Raw genomic sequence first — 16,696 nt, forward strand, 5'->3', positions numbered from 1 at the left:
TGTGGCCCTGGGGAGAGGAAGAAGGAATTCTTCCTCTCCCCAGACCCCTCGCCATCATCTTTTTCTTCGAGTTCAGAATTTCTGAGCGGCTGGTGCGCCTCGGGTCATGGACCCGAGGCGACTGCACGCGCAGGAAGGGCACCAGAAGAACCGGCCCCGATCACCGCTTCCGCGACAGCTAGATGGGGGTCCAGGGGCCTCAGGTCCTTGGCGGGTGAGGTCCGGAGAGGGCAGCGCCCTCTCCAGGAGCCGCAAGGGCCGGCAGCCACCCCAGGGCGCGCAGCCTCTCCCTTTCCCCCGAGAGGAACCGGTCCCCGATATCGCCGCGCCAGCGCAGTTCCGGCGCCACCACGTTGCGCGCCCGGACCCGTGCGGCTTCCTGGGCTTCTTCCACCGTGGCCCCGGTGCCCGTCACGATCATCAGGTGGCCGGACCGGCGGCGCCCGAGGAGTTGGCCACCTTCCTGGCGCATGTCCACGAAGTGGTAGCTCTCCAGTTCGGCACCTTCGACGGGCTGAAGGAAGAAGATGGGCGGGTCCTCCTCGGGCGTGGTGGTCGGATGGTGATCGGGGAAGGGCGGCACGGTCAGGACGATGGCGACGGAGAAGCCCGGCCGGGTCGCGAAGCGGCGGGGTTCGCGCGGCGCGGCCATGCGGCCGAGCAGGTCGCCCCAGCCATCGGGCTGAAGGGCGGCGAGCACCGCGAAGCCGGGGTTGCCGAAGCGGCAGGTGAACTCGAGCGGCCAGACGCCCCGCTCGTTCACGATGAGGTTCAGGTTGACGTAGCCGACATGCCCCGCGGCGGCGAAGCGCGGCGCCACGCGGTCCAGCGTCGCGGCGAAGAGCGCCTCTGAATCCTCGTAGGAGGCGAGGGTGCCCATCTCGCCCGTCATCTCCCCCATCTCCCCGGGGAAGAAGCGCTTGTGCTCGAAGTCGATGCAGGCCGGGCGCAGGAAGGCGGTGCCGTCGAAATAGGCGCCGACGCCGACCTCCACTCCCTCGATTCGCTCCATGAGCAGCACCCGCCCCTCGCCCGCGCGGCGGAGCATGAAGGCGACGTCCAACCCCTCCGGATGGTCGCCGACGAAGGTGTTGCGGCCGACCTCGTCGTGCTTGAGGACGTAGCGGCCGGGATGCTCCCGGAGCCAGGCGAGCGCGGCCGGGGCGTTCTCGAAGGACATGCTCTCCGCGATGGCGAGGCCCGCTTCACGCAGCACCGACTGGCCGAAATCCCGCTCCTGCTCCAGGCGGTCGCCGAACTCGCTGCCGCCGACCACCCGATAACCCTCGGCGCGCAGCGCGTCCTGCACGGCACCGCGCCCGATCCGCTCGAAGAAGACGATCCCGTCGCGCCCGACCCAGTCCAGCTCCGCCCGCCAATCGGGCACGGTGTCGATCAGGCCGCCGAAGGCGCGGTCCCCCGGAGGATCCTCGGCGTGGACGCGCACCTCGTGCCCCTCGCGCTGCAGGGTGAGGTAGACGTCACCGAGATAGGCGCGTGGCCCGATGCCCAGAATCCGCATGCGCGCTCCGCTCCCTGCCGGTGCTCAACCCACTGCGGCAACGGCGATCCGGCATCCCGGTTCCCCGGCGCCGCCCGCAAGGGAGCGCCGGGGAGGATGGGGCGGCCGCTCAGGCCAGCTCAGCCCCCCGCCGCTCCGGGATGAGCAGCAGCAGCGCGAGAACGTCCAGCGCGTAGAGCGCGGCGAGGGCGGCGATGGCCGTCTCGAAGCCATAGGCCCCGGCCAGCGCCGCCACCGCCACGGGCCCGAAGCCGCCCACGGCGCGGCCGATGTTGAACAGCACGTTCTGCGCCGTCGCGCGCACCGCGGTGGGGTAGAGCTCGCTCATCAGCGCGCCGTAGCCGCCAAGCATGCCGTTGACGAAGAAGCCCATCACCGCGCCGCCGATCAGCAGCGCCGTCGCGTCCGTCAGCTGCGAATAGACCACGACCATCACCGCTGCACCGATCATGTAGGACAGGAAGGCGGGCCGCCGCCCGAGCCGGTCCGCGAGATGCCCGAAGGCATAGATCCCGACGGCCATGCCGAGGATGGTCACGGCGGTCCAGACCGCCGACTGCGTCAGCCCGTAGCCGAACCGGCTATTGAGGTAGTTCGGCAGCCAGATCATCACGCCGTAGTAGCCGAAGTTCTGCACGGAGCAGAGGATCACCATGCCGAGGCTGATCCGCGTGGTCGCTGCGTCCTTCACCAGCAGGCGGAGCGGGAAGCCCTCTCCCACAGCCTTGGCGCTGCGGGCGGTGAACAGCTCCGGCTCGTGCAGCGTGCGGCGGATTCCCCAGGCCACAAAGGCCGGCAGGACGCCCACGGCGAACATGCCGCGCCAGCCGATGATAGGGAGCAGCAGCGGCGTCGCCAGCGCGGCCAGCAGCACGCCGGCCTGCCAGCCGAGGCCGACATAGGAGGAGGCCCGCGCCCGCTTCGACGCCGGCCAGGTCTCGGCCACCAGCGCCATGCCGATGCCGAACTCCCCGCCCAGACCGATGCCGGCGATGGTGCGGTAGGCCAGCAGGTCCCAGTAGCCCTGGGCGAGCGCGCAGAGCCCGGTGAAAACGGCAAAGAGCACGATCGTCCAGGTCAGCACCCTGACGCGCCCCAGGCGATCCGACAGCATACCGAAGACCAGCCCGCCGATCACGGCCCCCACCAGCGTGCCGGTGACGAGGGAGGCCGCCTCGGGCTGGCCGAGCCCCAGCTCCCCCGCAATGGCGCGGAGCATGAAGCCGAGGATCAGCAGGTCGAAGCCGTCCATGGCATAGCCGACGGCCGAGCCCCAGAGCGCCTTGCGGGCCTCGGGCGTGACAGGTTCTTCCACTTTTTTTCTCTCTTCCGTGCGGGCCGGCGATCATCGCCCGCCGGCCGGAAGCGGCTCTATCAGGCGACCTTGTCCGCCAGCAATCCGACAGCCAGCCCGTAATTCATCGGCGAGTTGTAGCGCCGGATCACCCGCAGGTTCGGCAGGCCGAGGAAAACCTGCCCCGAGCTGCGCGTCGGCACGGCGAGCGAAGCCTCGGTGTCGGTCGCCGGCAGGGGCGATCCGTCGGCCCGCCGCCAGCCCATCCGCGCCCATTCGGCCATCGAGCGCCGGCTCTCGGTATCCACCCGCTCGATGTCGAAGCCTGCGGGGGGACGGGCCTCCATCGCCCAGCCCTTGTCCGTCTGCCAGCCGCTGCGGGCGAGATAGTTGGCGATCGAGCCCAGCGCATCGGCCCGGCTGCCCCAGATATCCTTGCGTCCGTCGCCGTCGAAATCCACCGCCAGCCGCTCGAAGCTGGTGGGCATGAACTGCGGGTGCCCCATGGCCCCGGCCCAGGAGCCGCGCATCCCCTCCGCCGTGACGTGCCCGGCGTCGATGATCCGCAGCGCCGAGATCAGCTCCCCCTTGAAGAAGGCCGCGCGCCGGCCCTCCCAGGCAAGGGTCGCCAGCGCCTCGACCACGTTGAAGCCGCCGGTGTTGGTGCCGTAGTTCGTCTCCATCCCCCAGATGGCGACGATCACCCGGGGCGAGACGCCGTAGCGGCCCTGGATGCTCTCGAGCAGCGCCCGGTTCTCGGCATAGGCGCGTCGGCCGTTCTCGATCCGCGTCTGGCTGACGATGCGGTCGCGGTACTGTTCCCAGCTCAGCACCCCCTCGGGCTGCTTGCGGTCCAGCTCCAGCACGCGGGCCAGAGGGCGGACGCTGCCGAGGGCGCGCTGTACCGTCGCCTGCGAGACCCCGGCCCGCCTGGCATCGGCCCGCAGCCCGACGAGGAAGGTGTCGAAGCCTGCCGCATCGGCCACGACCTGGTCCGGCGAGGCGGCGATCGTGGTCACGGGCGCCGGCGTCGGCACGGGCGCCGCCACGGGTGCGACCGGCGCGGCCACGGCTGCCGGCACGGTACGGGGGGAGGAAGCGCAACCGGCGAGGATAGGGCCGGCGCTGGCGAGGAGGAGGCGGCGGGAGAGCATGGGGGCGAGACTTGGCAGGAGCCCGCCGCGCGCGCAACGGCTTCGGTGCAGTCTGCGCCAGATCTCGCCGCTTTCATTGCAAAATCGTTTATTAACAATTGTCTTGATGGCGCGGCCATGGGGCGATGCGCTGGGTCCGGGGTTGCCACGGGCTCTCCAAGCCCATACCAGGGACAGTGCAGCCCGCTGCGGAAGTCTTCCGATGGCGGAACAAAACGCCCTTTCGCCGGCCGCCGGCGCAGGGGCAGCCTCGCTGAAAGTCTTCCTGCTTTCGGCCCCTCTTTCGCCCGCCGCGGCCACCCCTCCGGGGGCGCCACCCCGGGCCTCAAGGAGACGCCGCAGATGGCCCTTCCCCTCCCCGCCGCCCGGCTCCGCCAGAGCATCCCGCCCATTGGGCGCCGCTGGGCGGGACTGGCAGCTTGAGAGCGGCTCTCCGCCGCGCGGCCCCGGCCTGCGCTGCGCTTGGCCTTTCCGCCCTCGTCGTCGCCTGCGCCCCGCCGATGGAGGAGGGGCCGGTCACCGCCGCCGCTCCGCCCCCGCGCGAGGAGCCGGTGCCGCCGCAGGATCCGGCGGTGGCCATGCTGGAGCAGCAGGGCCTGCGGCCGGCGGGCGAGCAGCAACTCGGCGACGCCTCCTATTACGGGCCGGAGTTCACGGGCCGGCGGATGGCGAACGGGCGCCGCTTCGACCCGCGCTCCATCTCAGTCGCCCACCGCACCCTGCCCTTCGGCACGAAGGTGCTCGTGACCCATCTCGGCAACGGCCGCTCGGCCATGGCAACAGTGGAAGATCGCGGCCCTTTCATCCGCGGCCGCATCATCGACCTCAGCCCACGCTTGGCGGAGCGGCTGGGCATGCGGCAGGAAGGCGTCGCGGCCGTCGAGGTGCAACCCGTCGAGGTGGCTGAGGCGCCGAACTAGCGGCAGCCCTGCAGGGGTTCCCACTTGCTGCGCCGGAGAGGGCGCTGCCCTCTCCGAACCTCTCCCGCCAGGGGCCTGAGGCCCTTTGATCCCCGTCTGGCTGACGCGGAACCTTCTTCACGTGCAGTCGCCTTGGGTCCACGACCCGAGGCGCACCAGCCGCTCAGTATTCCCGACCTGGAGAAAAAGATGAGTGGGGGTCTGAGAGAGGATTCTTTCTCTCCCCAGCGTCACCAGCGCCAACCCCGAAACGGTGCCAATCTGCCGGTGCTGACCACCACGGGGAAGGACCGCGCATGACCCTCAAAACCCACCCACCCCGGCATCCGGAGGCGGCGCGATGCCGGGCGTGACGCTGCTCTACGCCGGCGTCCTCGGCCTGGGCTTCGTTGCCCTCTCCCTGCGGGTGATCCGGGCCCGCGGAAGGGCGCGGGTATCGCTGGGCACCGGCGGCGATGCCGCGCTGGAGCGGGCGGTGCGCGCCCACGGGAACTTTGCGGAATACGTGCCGCTCGCCCTCGTGCTGATGCTCGCTGCCGAGGTCTCTGGCGGTGCCTCCTGGCCGCTGCATTTGGCAGGGGCCTCCCTCCTGGCCGGACGGCTCCTCCACGCGCTTGCCCTGCGGATGGACGAGGTGGATTTCCGCCTGCGGGCGGCTGGCATGGCGCTCACCTTCCTGGCGCTGGTGCTTCTCTCGCTCACCTGCCTCGGGCGCGCCCTGGCTGATTGACGGATTTGGTAAGGTTGCCTTACCGTCCGTTGAAACAAGGGAGGAAAGGCGTGCAGGAGCCGGAGCGCACCCCTGTCCTGATCGCGGGCGGCGGGCCCTGCGGGCTGATGCTGGCCATCGAGCTCGCTCGCCGCGGCGTCGGCGCGGTGCTGGTGGACGACAAGCCCGGCACCGCCTTCAACCCTCAGGCCAACGCCACCCAGGCGCGCACGATGGAGCACTATCGGCGCCTGGGCTTCGCCAACGAGATCCGCGCCTTGGGGATGCCCGACGACTACCCTACGGACATCGCCTATTTCACCCGCTTCGCGGGCTATGAGCTGGCGCGCTTCAGCCTGCCCTCGGCGAAGGAGGCGCGCGCGCGGGTCTCCGGCCTCTCCGGCTCCTGGAGCGCGGCGGAGCTGCCGCACCGCGTCTCGCAGAAGTTCGTCGAGCGCGTGCTGCGCGAGAAGGCCCAGGCGGCGGGGGCTGTCCTGCTCTACGGCTGGCGCCTTGCCGGGTTCGAAGAAGGGGCTGCGGGCATCTCGGCCACGATCGAGGCGGTGGACGGCTCGGCACGGCGGGAGTTGCACGCGGGCTATCTCATCGGCGCGGACGGGCCGCGCAGCCTTGTCCGCTCACGGCTCGGCATCCGCTACGCCGGTTCCTCGGGCATCGCGCGGGACTTCATGGGCGGGCGGATGTACGCGCTCTATCTTCGCTGCCCTGCTTTTTACGAGGTGGTGCCACACGCGCGCGCCTGGATGCACGTCACCTACAACCGCGACCGCCGGGCCTTCATGGCGGCGGTGGACGGGGCCGCGGAGTTCGCCTTTCACACCCAGCTGCGCGACGGCGAGGACGAGGAGGCGATCACCGAGGCCCAGGCGCGCGCGATGTTCGAGCGCGCGGTGGGCCGCCCCGTGCCGGCCGAGATCCTCTCCCGCACCGCCTGGACCGCGGGGCACGCGCTGGTGGCGGAGAGCTTCGGGCGCGGGCGCGTGCTGATCGCGGGCGACGCCGCGCATCTTTTCACGCCCGCGGGCGGCCTCGGCTACAACACCGCGGTCGAGGACGCGGTGAACCTTGGTTGGAAGCTCGCCTCTGTCGTGAAGGGCATCGCCGCGCCCGCGCTGCTCGACAGCTACGGGCTGGAGCGCGGGGCGCTCGCGCGGCGCAATACCGCCTATGCGCGGGAGCTCGCGGACTCCCTCGGCTACCGCCCGGCGGACCCGGCGCTCGAGAGCGACACGCCCGAGGGCGAGGCCGCGCGGCGGGAGGCGGGGGAGCATCTCGGCGCCCATGCGCGGCGCGAGTTCAACATTCCCGGCATCACCTTCGGCGGGCGCTACGACGGCTCACCCATCATCGTCCCGGACGGCACCGCACCGCCGCCCGACTCCATGAACCGCTACGAGCCCACGGCCTGCCCCGGCGGGCGCCCGCCGCATGCCTGGCTCGCCGAGGGGCGCTCGCTCTACGATCTTTTCGGGCCGGAATGGACGCTGCTGCACCTCGGCCCCGCCCTGGCGGAGGGCTTCTCGCGCGCGGCGGCCGCGGCGGGGCTGGACCTGCGGGTGGTGGAACCCGGAGGCGGGGCGGCGCTGCGCGACCTCTACGGCCGCGACCTCGTCCTCATCCGCCCCGACCATATCGTGGCCTGGCGCGGGAACGACGCGGGACAGGCGCCGACCGTGCTGGCCCAGGCCGCGGGACTTGCGGTGGGACGCGCCGCGTAGGGCGTGGCCGCGGGCGGCGGCCCCGGGCTAGCCTCGGCCGCGCCATCGTCGATCGAAGAAGGAAGCCCGGCCGGTTGCTGCGGACCGGGCGACAGGGAGAGAACAGGATGACGGATCGCAAGGGCTTAGGGCGGAGGCAGTTCGGCAGGGCGGCGGGCCTCCTGCCACTCGCGGCACTCGCGCCCCGCGGGACGTCGGCGCAGGGGTCCGGCTCGCGCATCCCGGACGGGCCGGTCACGGTCGTCGTGCCCTATACCCCGGGCACCGGGCCGGACATCCTCGGGCGGCTCGTCTCGGCGCCGCTGCAGCAGGCCTTCGGGCAGCCGGTGATGGTGGACAACCGCGCGGGCGCCAGCGGCAACATCGGCACCCAGTTCGTCGCCCGCGCCGCGCCGGACGGGCGCACGCTGATGATGCAGCCGAACACCTTCATCATGAACCCGAGCCTGTTCCGCCAGGTGCCCTACGATCCCATCAACAGCTTCGTGCCGATCATCCAGCTCAGCACCGGCGACCTCGTGATGGTGGTGAACCCGGACGTGCCGGCGCGCAACGCGAAGGATCTGGCGGAACTCGCGCGCGCGAAGCCGGGGGAGCTCGATTACGGCTCCCCGGGCGTGGGCACGCCGCAGCACCTGGCCATGGCGCTCTTCGGCCTGACCGCGGGCGTGACGATGAACCACGTGCCCTATCGCGGCGCCGCGCCCTCGCTGCAGGACCTCATCGGCAAGCGGCTGACGGCGATGGTGCTGCCGGTCCACACGGCGCTGCCGCTCGCCCAGTCCGGACAGATCCGGCTGCTGGCGATCTGCGGCGATCGGCGCAGCGACGTGGCGCCGGACGTGCCGACCCTGGCCGAGAGCGGCTTTCCCGGATCCCAGGCCGACCTCTGGTTCGGCCTCTTCGGCCCCACCGGCCTGCCCGCGGATTTCGTGCGGCGAGTGAACGCAGACCTCAACGCCTGGCTGGCCGAGCCCCGCACGCGGGAGGCGCTGCTCGCCCAGGGCATGAAGCCCGCCGGCGGCACGCCCGAAGCCCTGGGGGAGCTGGCGAAGCGCGACCTCGCGCGCTGGGCGGACGTGATCAGGCGCGGCGGCATCTCGGCGGATTAGGCGGGATGGGCGAGCCCGTCATCGACGACGCCTCCCTCACCCTGCCGGCCCGCGGCGGGCCGGGCAACTGGCGCCGGCACAATGTCGGCCGCCTGTTGAACGAGGCGGTGCACCGCTTCGAGAGCCTCGTGCTGGCCCTGCTGGCAGAGACGGACTTCCGTGAGGTCCGGCTCGCCCATATCGGCGTGACGCGGAACCTCGACATCGGCGGTACGCGCGCGACCGAGCTCGCCCATCGCGCGAGCATGACGAAGCAGGCGATGGGCGAGCTGATCGAGCAGTGCGTCGCCCTCGGCCTCGTGCAGCGGGAGCCGGATCCGGCGGACCGCCGCGCCAAGATCGTGCGCTTCACCGAGAACGGCCTGCGCTTCCTCGATGAGTTCCGCGGGGCCGTCGCGACTGCCCAGCGGGAAATGGGGGAACGGCTCGGCGAGGAGCGGCTGCAGGCGCTGCTCGACACGCTCTGGGACTACACCCACCCGGAGGTGTAACCGAGGGTTCACCGCCCGTGGGCCGCGGGTCATAACCTTGTTATGTGCCCCTCGGCCCCGGGCGGCGCATACACCCCGCGCATGCCCCGGCGCCGCCGGCGGCGTAAACCACCCGCACGATGGGATGGAAGCGTGAGCCCACGATCAATGGCGTCAGTCTCATCCGCATCGGAGGAGGGGCTTGCCATGGCGCCCCGCGCCGCCGGGAGGGGGTGGTTGCTGACGGCCTGCGCCGTCTCGGCGCTCATGCTGCCAGCCCTGCCCGCCGCGGCGCAGTCCGTGCAGGAGTTGCGGGCCCAGCTGAACGCGCTGCAGCGGCGGATAGACCAGCTCGAGGCGGCCCAGCGCCGGTCCGAGCAGCGCACGGTAGAGGCGCCGCGCCCCAGTGCCGCCCCGCCCGGCCGCGGCATCGCCACGGCGCAGCCCGGCCGTTCCGGTCCCGGCCCCGCGCAGGCGGCGGGGATCGACACCTCCCCCGGCAACAGCCTCTCCCGCGAGACGCAGACGGGCGGGCCGCCGCAGGTCACCTCGGCGATTCCGGTGCAGGCGCAGCGCGAGGACCCGCTGAGCGGGCTGCGCGGTTCCTTCCCCGGCTCCTTCCGCGTGCCGGGAACGGACACCTCCGTCCGCCTCTACGGCTTCGCCAAGCTGAACATGTCCGGCGACTTCGGGCCGCGGAACCGCTCCGACGTCGTCACGGGCGCTTCCATCCCGCTGGAGCGCGGCGTGGCCGGGGCGCGGACGGGCGGCGACTTCCAGGCCAGCGCCCGGCGCTCGCGCCTGGGCATCGAGACGCGCACGCCCTTCGACGGCTTCGGCGAGGTTCGCACGCAGGTGGAGTTCGACTTCGCCGGCCAGAACACGGACCTGACGACCCAGGCCACCAACAACGCCTACACGCCGCGCCTGCGCCAGGCCTTCGCCGAGATCGGGCAGTTCGGGGCGGACGGCTGGGGCACCGTGCTCGTCGGCCAGACGAACTCGCTCTTCGCCGACCAGCCACTGCTGCCGCTGCAATGGCTGAACGACTGGACGGCGCCCGGCGCCAGCAACGTCCGGCAGGCGCAGGTCCGCTACTCCCGGCGCCTCGAGGGCGGCGTGACGATCAAGGCGGCGCTGGAGAACAGCTACAGCGACATCACCTCCACCGCCGGCACCAGCTACCCGGACGCGAATGGCGGGGCGGGCTTCGGCGTGAACCAGGTACCGGACCTGACCGCGCAGGCGATCGTGGAAGGCGACTGGGGCTTCGCCGCCCTGCGCGGCATGCTGCGCCAGGTGCGGATCGACAACCGTGGCGCCGCGAGCCCGGCCGCGCGCTACACCGATTCCGCCCTCGGCTTCGGCATCGGCGCGACGGCGGCAGTGAACCTACTCGAAAAGCGCCTCATCCTGGCCGGCAGCGTCCAGTACGGTGAAGGGCTGGGGCGCTATCTCGACTCCAGCTCGGCCGGTGTCGGCGCGGTGTCGAATTTCGGCCTGTCGGCCGCAGCTGGCGGGGGGCGCGAGATCGACACCGTGGGCGTGGTCGCGGGCATCGTCGGCGCGCAGTACCACTTCACCTCGAACCTCCGCAGCAACCTCTCCCTGCACGGGGTGCGGCTCAACTTTCCCGACTATGTCCGCTCCTTCGCGGGCTGCCTCGGCGCCGGCTCGGGCACGGTCTGCGACGGGGTGAACCAGGAGATCTGGGCGGGCGCCATCAATCTCATCTGGAGCCCGGTGAAGCCGGTGGACCTCGGCATCGAGTACGTGCACGCGGAACGCACGCTGGAGAACCGCAACGTGAACGGTGTGCGCGGCGGGCGGTCGGACCGGGTGCAGGCCTCCGCTATCGTGCGGTTCTGAGAGGACGGCGCGGGTGACTCCGGGGAGAGGAAGAAGGAATTCTTCCTCTCCCCGGCCCCCTCCCCATCATCTTCTTCTTCAAGTTGGGATTACTCTGCGGTCGGTGCGCCTCGGGTCCACGACCCGAGGCGATGGCACGTTCAGGAAGGCACCGCGACAGCCAGACGGGAATCCAAGGGCCTCAGGTCCTTGGCGGGTGAGGTCCGGAGAGGGCAGCGCCCTTTCCGGACCCGCCCAGGACGGATCTGAACCTCCGCAGCACCGCCCTATCCCTTCGTCACGCCCCAGAACACCGGCACCGTCGTCGGCCGGATGCCCGTGAGATTGCCTCGCCACGCCGCATTGGCGCGGAACTGCCCGGCATTGATGTAGGGCAGCACCTCGTAGGCGCGGGCGTGCACGGCATCGAGCAGGGTGCGGCGCTTCGCCGGGTCGCCTTCCTGTGCCCAGGCGAGGCGCAGGCGTTCCAGCTCCTCGTCGCAGGGCCAGCCGGCGGGGGCCGCGTCGCAGCTGCTGGCGAGATAGAGGTTGGAGAGCGGGTTCTCCGCGTCCAGCACGTTGGCAATGGTGACGAAGAGGTTCCAGCCGCCCTGCGCCTGCGGCTCGCGCCGGTTGCGGCGGGCGGTCAGCGTGCCCCAGTCCATCGCCTGCACGTCCATGTTCAGCCCGGCGCGTTTGAAAGCTTCGGTCATGACGAGGGTCGAGGCGTTGTTGAGGCCGTTGTCGGTGGCGTTGAGGAAGACGACGGGGCGGCCGTCATAGCCGGCCTCGCGCAGCAGCGCGCGGGCGCGTTCGACGTCGGGCTCGCGCAATCCGCGCGCGCCGGCGGCGGTCTCCAGCGGCGTGCCGCACATGAAATAGGAGGGGCAGTAGGGCACCTGCTCGGCCGCGCGGATGCCCATGCCCTCCAGCACGTCCTTCTGGTTCACCAGGTAGAGCAGCGCCTGGCGCGCGCGCGGGTCGTTGAAGGGCGGCTGGGTGTGGTTCAGGCGCAGCCAGGCCATGCTGCCCACGGGGTTCACCGGCGCCACGCGCACGGCGCGGTTGCGCTCCAGCGTCGGGATGAGGTCGGGCGGCGGCTGCTCCAGGAAGTCGATCTCGCCGTTGGCGAGCGCATTCACGGCAACCGCGGGGTCGGGCATGGCGAGCCATTCCACGCGCTCCACGCCGACCACCTTGCCGCCGGCCAGCCCGTCCGGCGCCTCGTCGCGCGGGCGATAGGCAGGGTTGCGGGCGTAGACGGCACGGTCGCCCGCACGCCACTCGGCGCCGCGGAAGATGAAGGGGCCGGAGCCGGTGGTGTCGGTGATGGCGGTGGCGGCGGGGGTGTTCGCCACGCGCTCGGGCATCACGAACAGCGCACTGCCGGTCGGGCGGGCGAGCGCTTCCAGCACGAGGCCGAAGGACCTGGAGAGGCGGATCTCGAAAGTTTTGTCGTCCACCACCTCCATCGCGCCGGTGGCGGCGGCCAGCGCGCGGCCGACGACGTCGCGCTGCGCCCAACGGCGGATGGAGGCGACCGCATCCGCCGCGCGCACCGGCGCGCCGTCATGAAAGGCAAGGCCGTCGCGCAGCGTGAAGCGCCAGGTCATGCGGTCGTCGGAGACGGTGTGGCTGCCCACCATCTGCGGCCGCGCCACGCCCTTGCTATCGAGCGCGAAGAGCTGGTCGTAGATGAAGAAGCCATGGTTGCGCACCGTGGCCGCGGTGGACTGCACGGGATCGAGGGTGGAGACCGGCAGGGAGAGGGCGATGCGCAGCGTCGTCTGCGCGCCCGCCGGCGCCGCCGCCAGTCCTAGAAAGGCGGAGAGAAGAAGGGGAAGGCGGCGCGCCATCATGTCGGTGTTCCTGCATCGGGGACGCAACAGCCTTGCACGGACCGTGCCCGCGGAAGCGAACAAAAAAGCCCCGGCGGATCGCTCCGCCGGGGCCGGTCCTACGCCGATCGCGCTGCGATCAGCCGAGGCGCTCGCCGTGCAGCGCGACGTCCAGGCCCTCGCGCTCCTCCTCCTCGGTGACGCGGAGGCCGACGATGACATCCACGATCTTGAGCAGGATCCAGGTGGCAACCGCCGTGTACACGAACACCGCGGCCACCGCGTAGGCCTGGATGATGAGCTGGTCGATGCTGCCCGAAGTACCCTCCGGAAGGGCGGCCGTGGCCGAGAGCGGGCCGTAGGCGAAGATGCCGGTCAGCAGCGCGCCGACGATGCCGCAGAGGCCGTGCACGCCGAAGGCATCCAGGCTGTCGTCGTAGCCGCACCAGTGCTTGAGGGCTGTCGCACCCCAGAAGCCCGTGAGGCCCGCGACCACGCCAATGATCAGCGCCGGGACCGGCAGCACGAAGCCCGCGGCCGGCGTGATGGCAACAAGGCCCGCGACGGCGCCCGAGATCGCGCCAAGGACGGAGGGCTTGCCCTTGACCGCCCACTCCGCAAACACCCAGGCGAGCGCCGCGATGGCGGCAGCAAGCTGCGTCACCAGCATGGCCATGCCCGCGCGGCCACCGGCGGCACCCGCCGAGCCCGCGTTGAAGCCGAACCAGCCCACCCAGAGCAGCGAGGCGCCGATGACCGCGAGCGCGAGGCTGAAGGGCGCCATGTTGTCGTGGCCGTAGCCCACGCGCTTGCCGAGCACGATGGCGGCGACGAGGCCCGCGACGCCCGCGTTGATGTGCACGACCGTGCCGCCCGCGAAGTCGAGCGCGCCGAGGGCGAAAATCCAGCCATTCGGATGCCAGACCCAGTGCGCGATGGGCGAGTAGATCACCAGCAGCCAGAGGATGGTGAACAGCACCATCGCCGAGAACTTCATCCGGTCCGCATAGGCGCCGGTGATCAGGGCGGGAGTGATGATCGCGAAGGTCATCTGGAACATCAGGAAGACCGTCTCGGGGATGGTGAAGGCCACCGCCGCGTCGCCCGAGCCGAGGGTGAAGGGCTTGTCCCAGTTCTCAGCCACGCCGCGCAGCAGCAGCTTGGAGAGGTCACCGACATAGGCGCCGCCCTCGCCGAAGGCGAGGCTGTAGCCGGCCACCATCCACACCACCGTCGCGATGGCGGTGATGGCGAAGGACTGCATCATCGTCGCCAGCACGGTCTTCTTGCGGACCATACCCGCGTAGAAGAGAGCGAGGCCCGGGATGGTCATCATCAGCACGAGGGCGGTGGAGGTGAGCATCCAGGCGGTGTCGCCGCTGTTCACCGTCGCCTCGGCGGCAGCGGAGGCCGCCGGCGTGTCCTGCGCGAAGGCGCCTCCCGCGAGAAGCGCAGTCATGCCGAGGGCCGCGGCAGCCATCATCCGGCCGCGCGAATGGGGTCGCATCGTCGTATCCTTGTGCATCATGGTCTTGAGCATCGTGATCTGAGGCATCGTGATCACAGGGCCCCCACATCGGTCTCGCCGGTGCGGATGCGCAGCGCGCGCTCGAGGTCGAGCACGAAGACCTTGCCGTCGCCGATCTTGCCGGTGCGCGCGGTGTTGGCGATCGCCTCCACCACGGCATCGGCCAGCTCGTCCGGCACGGCCACCTCGATCTTGAGCTTCGGAAGGAAGGAAACCTGGTACTCCGCGCCGCGGTAGATCTCGGTCTGCCCCTTCTGGCGCCCGAAACCCTTCACCTCGGTCACGGTCAGCCCCTGCACGCCGAGCGGGGTGAGCGCCTCGCGCACCTCGTCCAGCTTGAATGGCTTGATAACCGCCATCACCAACTTCATCGTCGTGCGGCCCCCTTCCTCCGCTAGAACAGGGGCCTTGATGCGAGTTGCGTGCCACCGCCGTTACGTTAATCGGGGGTGGTGCCGGGGCTGCCCGTGCCCAAATACTAGGCACAACACCGGCCCGTGATGCAGGAATCCCCGATGACGATGCGTGAACCCGAGGCCCCCGCCGACCTCAACGTCGATGTGCTGGTGATCGGCGCGGGCCCCGTGGGCGGCACCCTGGCCACGGCGCTGGCCACCGCCGGCGTCAGCGTCATGGTGGTGGATGCCCAGGCCCTGGCGCCGATGGAACTGCCGGCCTTTGACGGCCGGGCCTATGCCGTGGCCGCGAGCAGCCGCAACCTGCTGGCCGCCGCCGGCCTCTGGGACCTGCTGCCGGGCGAGCCCTGCCCCATCACCGGCATTCGGGTGAGCGACGGCCGCCTCGGCGAGCGCGCCTCGCCCCTCCACCTGCATTTCGACGCCGCGAGCATGGGGGAGGAGGCCTTCGGCTGGATGGTGGAGGCCCGCTCCCTCCGCGTCGCCCTCAACGCCCGTCTCGCCGCCCTGCCCGGCCTGCACCTGGCCGCGCCCATGACCGCCGAGGTGGAACGGCGCGCCGGGGGGGCCACGGCGCGCCTCTCGGACGGTCGGACGGTCCGCGCGCGGCTGGTCGTCTCCGCCGAGGGGCGGCGGAGCGCGCTGCGGGCCGCCGCCGGTATCGGCGCCGCGCGGCTGGACTACCGGACGGACGGGATCGTCTGCGCCATCGCCCATGAGCGGCCGCACCGCGGCACGGCGCTCGAGGCCTTCCTGCCGAACGGCCCCTTCGCCCAGCTGCCGCTGGCCGACGCCTCCCCCGAGGGCGACAGCGAGCGCGCCCTCGCCGCGCGGGAGGGTTTTCCCCACGCCTCCGCCATCGTCTGGTCAGAGCGCAGCAGCCTCGCACCCCACTTCATGGCCATGGAGCCCCCGGCCTTCGAGCGCGAGGTGATGCGGCGGATGGGCGACCACCTCGGCCGCGTGCGCCTCGTCGGCGGGCGGTGGTCCTATCCTCTCTCGGCCCTGCAGGCGATGCGCTTCACCGACACGCGCCTGGCCCTGGTGGGGGACGCCGCCCACGGCATCCACCCCATCGCTGGCCAGGGCCTCAATGTCGGCCTGCGCGACGTGGCCGCCCTTGCCGAACTGATCATCGAGGCCAAGACCGCCGGCGAGGATGTCGGCGCGCCCGCGCTGCTCTCCGCCTACCAGGCGCAGCGCCGGCCGGACGCCATCCTCATGCTCGGCGCCACCCACGCGCTGGAACGCCTCTTCGGCAACGACATGGCGCCGGTGCGCATCGCCCGCCGCCTGGGCATAGCGGCCGTGGACCGGATCCCCGCCCTGAAAGGCTTCTTCGCCCGGCGGGCCATGGGCTTCGCGGGGGGGACCGCCTCGGGGCTTCTCGGGGGGCGGGGGATCATGCCGGCTGGGTAGGTGCGGCGCTGGTGTTCCCAGGGAGAGGAAGAGGGAATTCTTCCTCTCCCCAGCCCAATCACCGCATCCGCGACAGCCATGGGGGGATCCAAGGGCCTCGGCGCTTGGCCAGTCTGAAGCACTGCCTCGAACGTCCGGAGAGGGCGGAGCCCTCTCCCGTTCCGCAGGATCAGAAAGGCGCCACCTGTCTCAGGAGAGGGCGGCGCGGATCCCTGCCGGAGGTGCGACGGTGGGGGCGACCAGGGCCGGGCTGTTCATCGGGGCGGTTTCGTCCCGCCTCTCGACGGTGACGCCGGCCGTTTCCAAGCCGCGCAGGGTGCCGAGGGCGGAGCGAGCACGGGAGAGGAGGACGCGGGGCGGGAAGTAGTCCCGGCCGGGCAGTGGCACGCGCATGAAGTGTCTCCGAGGCAGTGGACGGCGGCCTGTGCCCACCAGGGGTTGTATCGATTGGTCATCGATGCGCAAGACACGCCGCGGTGATTGTTGCTGGTTCAGCGCATACCGCCCGCGCGACGAGCCGCGGAAGGTTGACCCAGGGGTTGTCTGAACGGGGTGGGTCAAGCCGCGTTTCATCGCCCGGCGTGAACGCTTCGTTCAGCGGCGGCCGGTGAAGCTCGGGCGATGCAGGAGAAGCTGTTCCCCATAATTCCAGTCGTCGCCAAGCCGAGGTCCTGCGGCTTCCCTCACCTCGGGGTCGCCTTCCTGCGGCCGGCATGGGGGCTGGTGG

The 16,696-nt window shown here is 71.3% G+C and carries 14 protein-coding genes; 7 read left to right on the forward strand and 7 right to left on the reverse strand.

Features of this window, described 5'->3' with window-relative positions; genetic code table 11:
* Positions 1-199 precede the first annotated feature (199 nt).
* From D9599_RS11470 to D9599_RS11480, 3 genes are all read right to left on the reverse strand, one after another.
* Positions 200-1,522 (reverse strand): hypothetical protein, encoded by a 1,323-nt coding sequence (locus D9599_RS11470; RefSeq protein ID WP_198381370.1) that lies wholly within the window; start codon positions 1,520-1,522, stop codon positions 200-202.
* A gap of 109 nt (positions 1,523-1,631) precedes the next feature.
* Positions 1,632-2,837: an MFS transporter gene (locus D9599_RS11475; protein WP_309228608.1), complete on the reverse strand. Its 1,206-nt coding sequence runs from the start codon at positions 2,835-2,837 to the stop codon at positions 1,632-1,634.
* Positions 2,838-2,896: 59 nt separating this feature from the next.
* Entirely contained in the window at positions 2,897-3,970 is a 1,074-nt protein-coding gene (locus D9599_RS11480; protein WP_198381371.1) for a lytic transglycosylase domain-containing protein, read from the reverse strand.
* 419 nt (positions 3,971-4,389) lie between these two features.
* Here D9599_RS11480 and D9599_RS11485 point away from each other — a divergent pair, with 419 nt between their 5' ends.
* The 6 genes from D9599_RS11485 (at position 4,390) to D9599_RS11510 (ending at position 10,789) form a co-directional block, all read left to right on the forward strand.
* Positions 4,390-4,890 carry a septal ring lytic transglycosylase RlpA family protein gene (locus D9599_RS11485; RefSeq protein ID WP_232480390.1) on the forward strand — a complete coding sequence of 167 codons (501 nt, stop codon included), beginning with the start codon at positions 4,390-4,392 and terminating at the stop codon, positions 4,888-4,890.
* 340 nt (positions 4,891-5,230) lie between these two features.
* On the forward strand, positions 5,231-5,620 hold the full coding sequence (locus D9599_RS11490) for an MAPEG family protein (protein ID WP_198381372.1): 390 nt from the start codon (positions 5,231-5,233) through the stop codon (positions 5,618-5,620).
* Between the two features lie 50 nt (positions 5,621-5,670).
* Positions 5,671-7,338 (forward strand): FAD-dependent oxidoreductase, encoded by a 1,668-nt coding sequence (locus D9599_RS11495; RefSeq protein WP_198381373.1) that lies wholly within the window; start codon positions 5,671-5,673, stop codon positions 7,336-7,338.
* Positions 7,339-7,445: 107 nt separating this feature from the next.
* Positions 7,446-8,450 (forward strand): tripartite tricarboxylate transporter substrate binding protein, encoded by a 1,005-nt coding sequence (locus D9599_RS11500; protein WP_198381374.1) that lies wholly within the window; start codon positions 7,446-7,448, stop codon positions 8,448-8,450.
* 5 nt (positions 8,451-8,455) lie between these two features.
* Positions 8,456-8,941 (forward strand): MarR family winged helix-turn-helix transcriptional regulator, encoded by a 486-nt coding sequence (locus tag D9599_RS11505; RefSeq protein ID WP_198381375.1) that lies wholly within the window; start codon positions 8,456-8,458, stop codon positions 8,939-8,941.
* Positions 8,942-9,127: 186 nt separating this feature from the next.
* Positions 9,128-10,789 (forward strand): porin, encoded by a 1,662-nt coding sequence (locus D9599_RS11510; protein ID WP_198381376.1) that lies wholly within the window; start codon positions 9,128-9,130, stop codon positions 10,787-10,789.
* Positions 10,790-11,055: 266 nt separating this feature from the next.
* On the opposite strand, the gene D9599_RS11515 is transcribed toward D9599_RS11510, so the two are convergent.
* The 3 genes from D9599_RS11515 to D9599_RS11525 all read right to left on the reverse strand — a co-directional run bounded on the left by D9599_RS11515 (position 11,056) and on the right by D9599_RS11525 (position 14,505).
* Entirely contained in the window at positions 11,056-12,627 is a 1,572-nt protein-coding gene (locus tag D9599_RS11515; RefSeq protein ID WP_198381377.1) for an ABC transporter substrate-binding protein, read from the reverse strand.
* A 118-nt stretch (positions 12,628-12,745) separates the two neighbouring features.
* Positions 12,746-14,113, reverse strand: coding sequence for an ammonium transporter (locus D9599_RS11520; protein WP_198381378.1), 1,368 nt, complete (start codon positions 14,111-14,113; stop codon positions 12,746-12,748).
* 53 nt (positions 14,114-14,166) lie between these two features.
* Positions 14,167-14,505: a P-II family nitrogen regulator gene (locus tag D9599_RS11525; protein WP_198381379.1), complete on the reverse strand. Its 339-nt coding sequence runs from the start codon at positions 14,503-14,505 to the stop codon at positions 14,167-14,169.
* Between the two features lie 144 nt (positions 14,506-14,649).
* On the opposite strand from D9599_RS11525, the gene D9599_RS11530 reads away from it, so the two are divergent.
* Complete coding sequence (locus tag D9599_RS11530) at positions 14,650-15,969, forward strand: UbiH/UbiF/VisC/COQ6 family ubiquinone biosynthesis hydroxylase (RefSeq protein ID WP_198381380.1); 1,320 nt, start codon at positions 14,650-14,652, stop codon at positions 15,967-15,969.
* Between the two features lie 189 nt (positions 15,970-16,158).
* On the opposite strand, the gene D9599_RS11535 is transcribed toward D9599_RS11530, so the two are convergent.
* The gene (locus D9599_RS11535) at positions 16,159-16,362 is read right to left on the reverse strand and encodes a hypothetical protein (protein WP_198381381.1); all 204 of its coding nucleotides are present in this window, start codon (positions 16,360-16,362) and stop codon (positions 16,159-16,161) included.
* Positions 16,363-16,696 lie beyond the last annotated feature (334 nt).

This window comes from Roseomonas sp. KE2513, assembly GCF_016107305.1.
GTDB lineage: Bacteria > Pseudomonadota > Alphaproteobacteria > Acetobacterales > Acetobacteraceae > Roseomonas.

Excerpts from the sequence above, each read along its gene's own strand:
- D9599_RS11470 (WP_198381370.1), bottom strand. The coding sequence starts at position 1,522 with ATGCGGATTCTGGGCATCGGGCCACGCGCCTATCTCGGTGACGTCTAC.
- D9599_RS11480 (WP_198381371.1), bottom strand. The coding sequence starts at position 3,970 with ATGCTCTCCCGCCGCCTCCTCCTCGCCAGCGCCGGCCCTATCCTCGCC.
- D9599_RS11490 (WP_198381372.1), top strand. The coding sequence starts at position 5,231 with ATGCCGGGCGTGACGCTGCTCTACGCCGGCGTCCTCGGCCTGGGCTTC.
- D9599_RS11500 (WP_198381374.1), top strand. The coding sequence starts at position 7,446 with ATGACGGATCGCAAGGGCTTAGGGCGGAGGCAGTTCGGCAGGGCGGCG.
- D9599_RS11505 (WP_198381375.1), top strand. The coding sequence starts at position 8,456 with ATGGGCGAGCCCGTCATCGACGACGCCTCCCTCACCCTGCCGGCCCGC.
- D9599_RS11510 (WP_198381376.1), top strand. The coding sequence starts at position 9,128 with ATGGCGCCCCGCGCCGCCGGGAGGGGGTGGTTGCTGACGGCCTGCGCC.
- D9599_RS11515 (WP_198381377.1), bottom strand. The coding sequence starts at position 12,627 with ATGATGGCGCGCCGCCTTCCCCTTCTTCTCTCCGCCTTTCTAGGACTG.
- D9599_RS11520 (WP_198381378.1), bottom strand. The coding sequence starts at position 14,113 with ATGCGACCCCATTCGCGCGGCCGGATGATGGCTGCCGCGGCCCTCGGC.
- D9599_RS11525 (WP_198381379.1), bottom strand. The coding sequence starts at position 14,505 with ATGAAGTTGGTGATGGCGGTTATCAAGCCATTCAAGCTGGACGAGGTG.
- D9599_RS11530 (WP_198381380.1), top strand. The coding sequence starts at position 14,650 with ATGACGATGCGTGAACCCGAGGCCCCCGCCGACCTCAACGTCGATGTG.
- D9599_RS11535 (WP_198381381.1), bottom strand. The coding sequence starts at position 16,362 with ATGCGCGTGCCACTGCCCGGCCGGGACTACTTCCCGCCCCGCGTCCTC.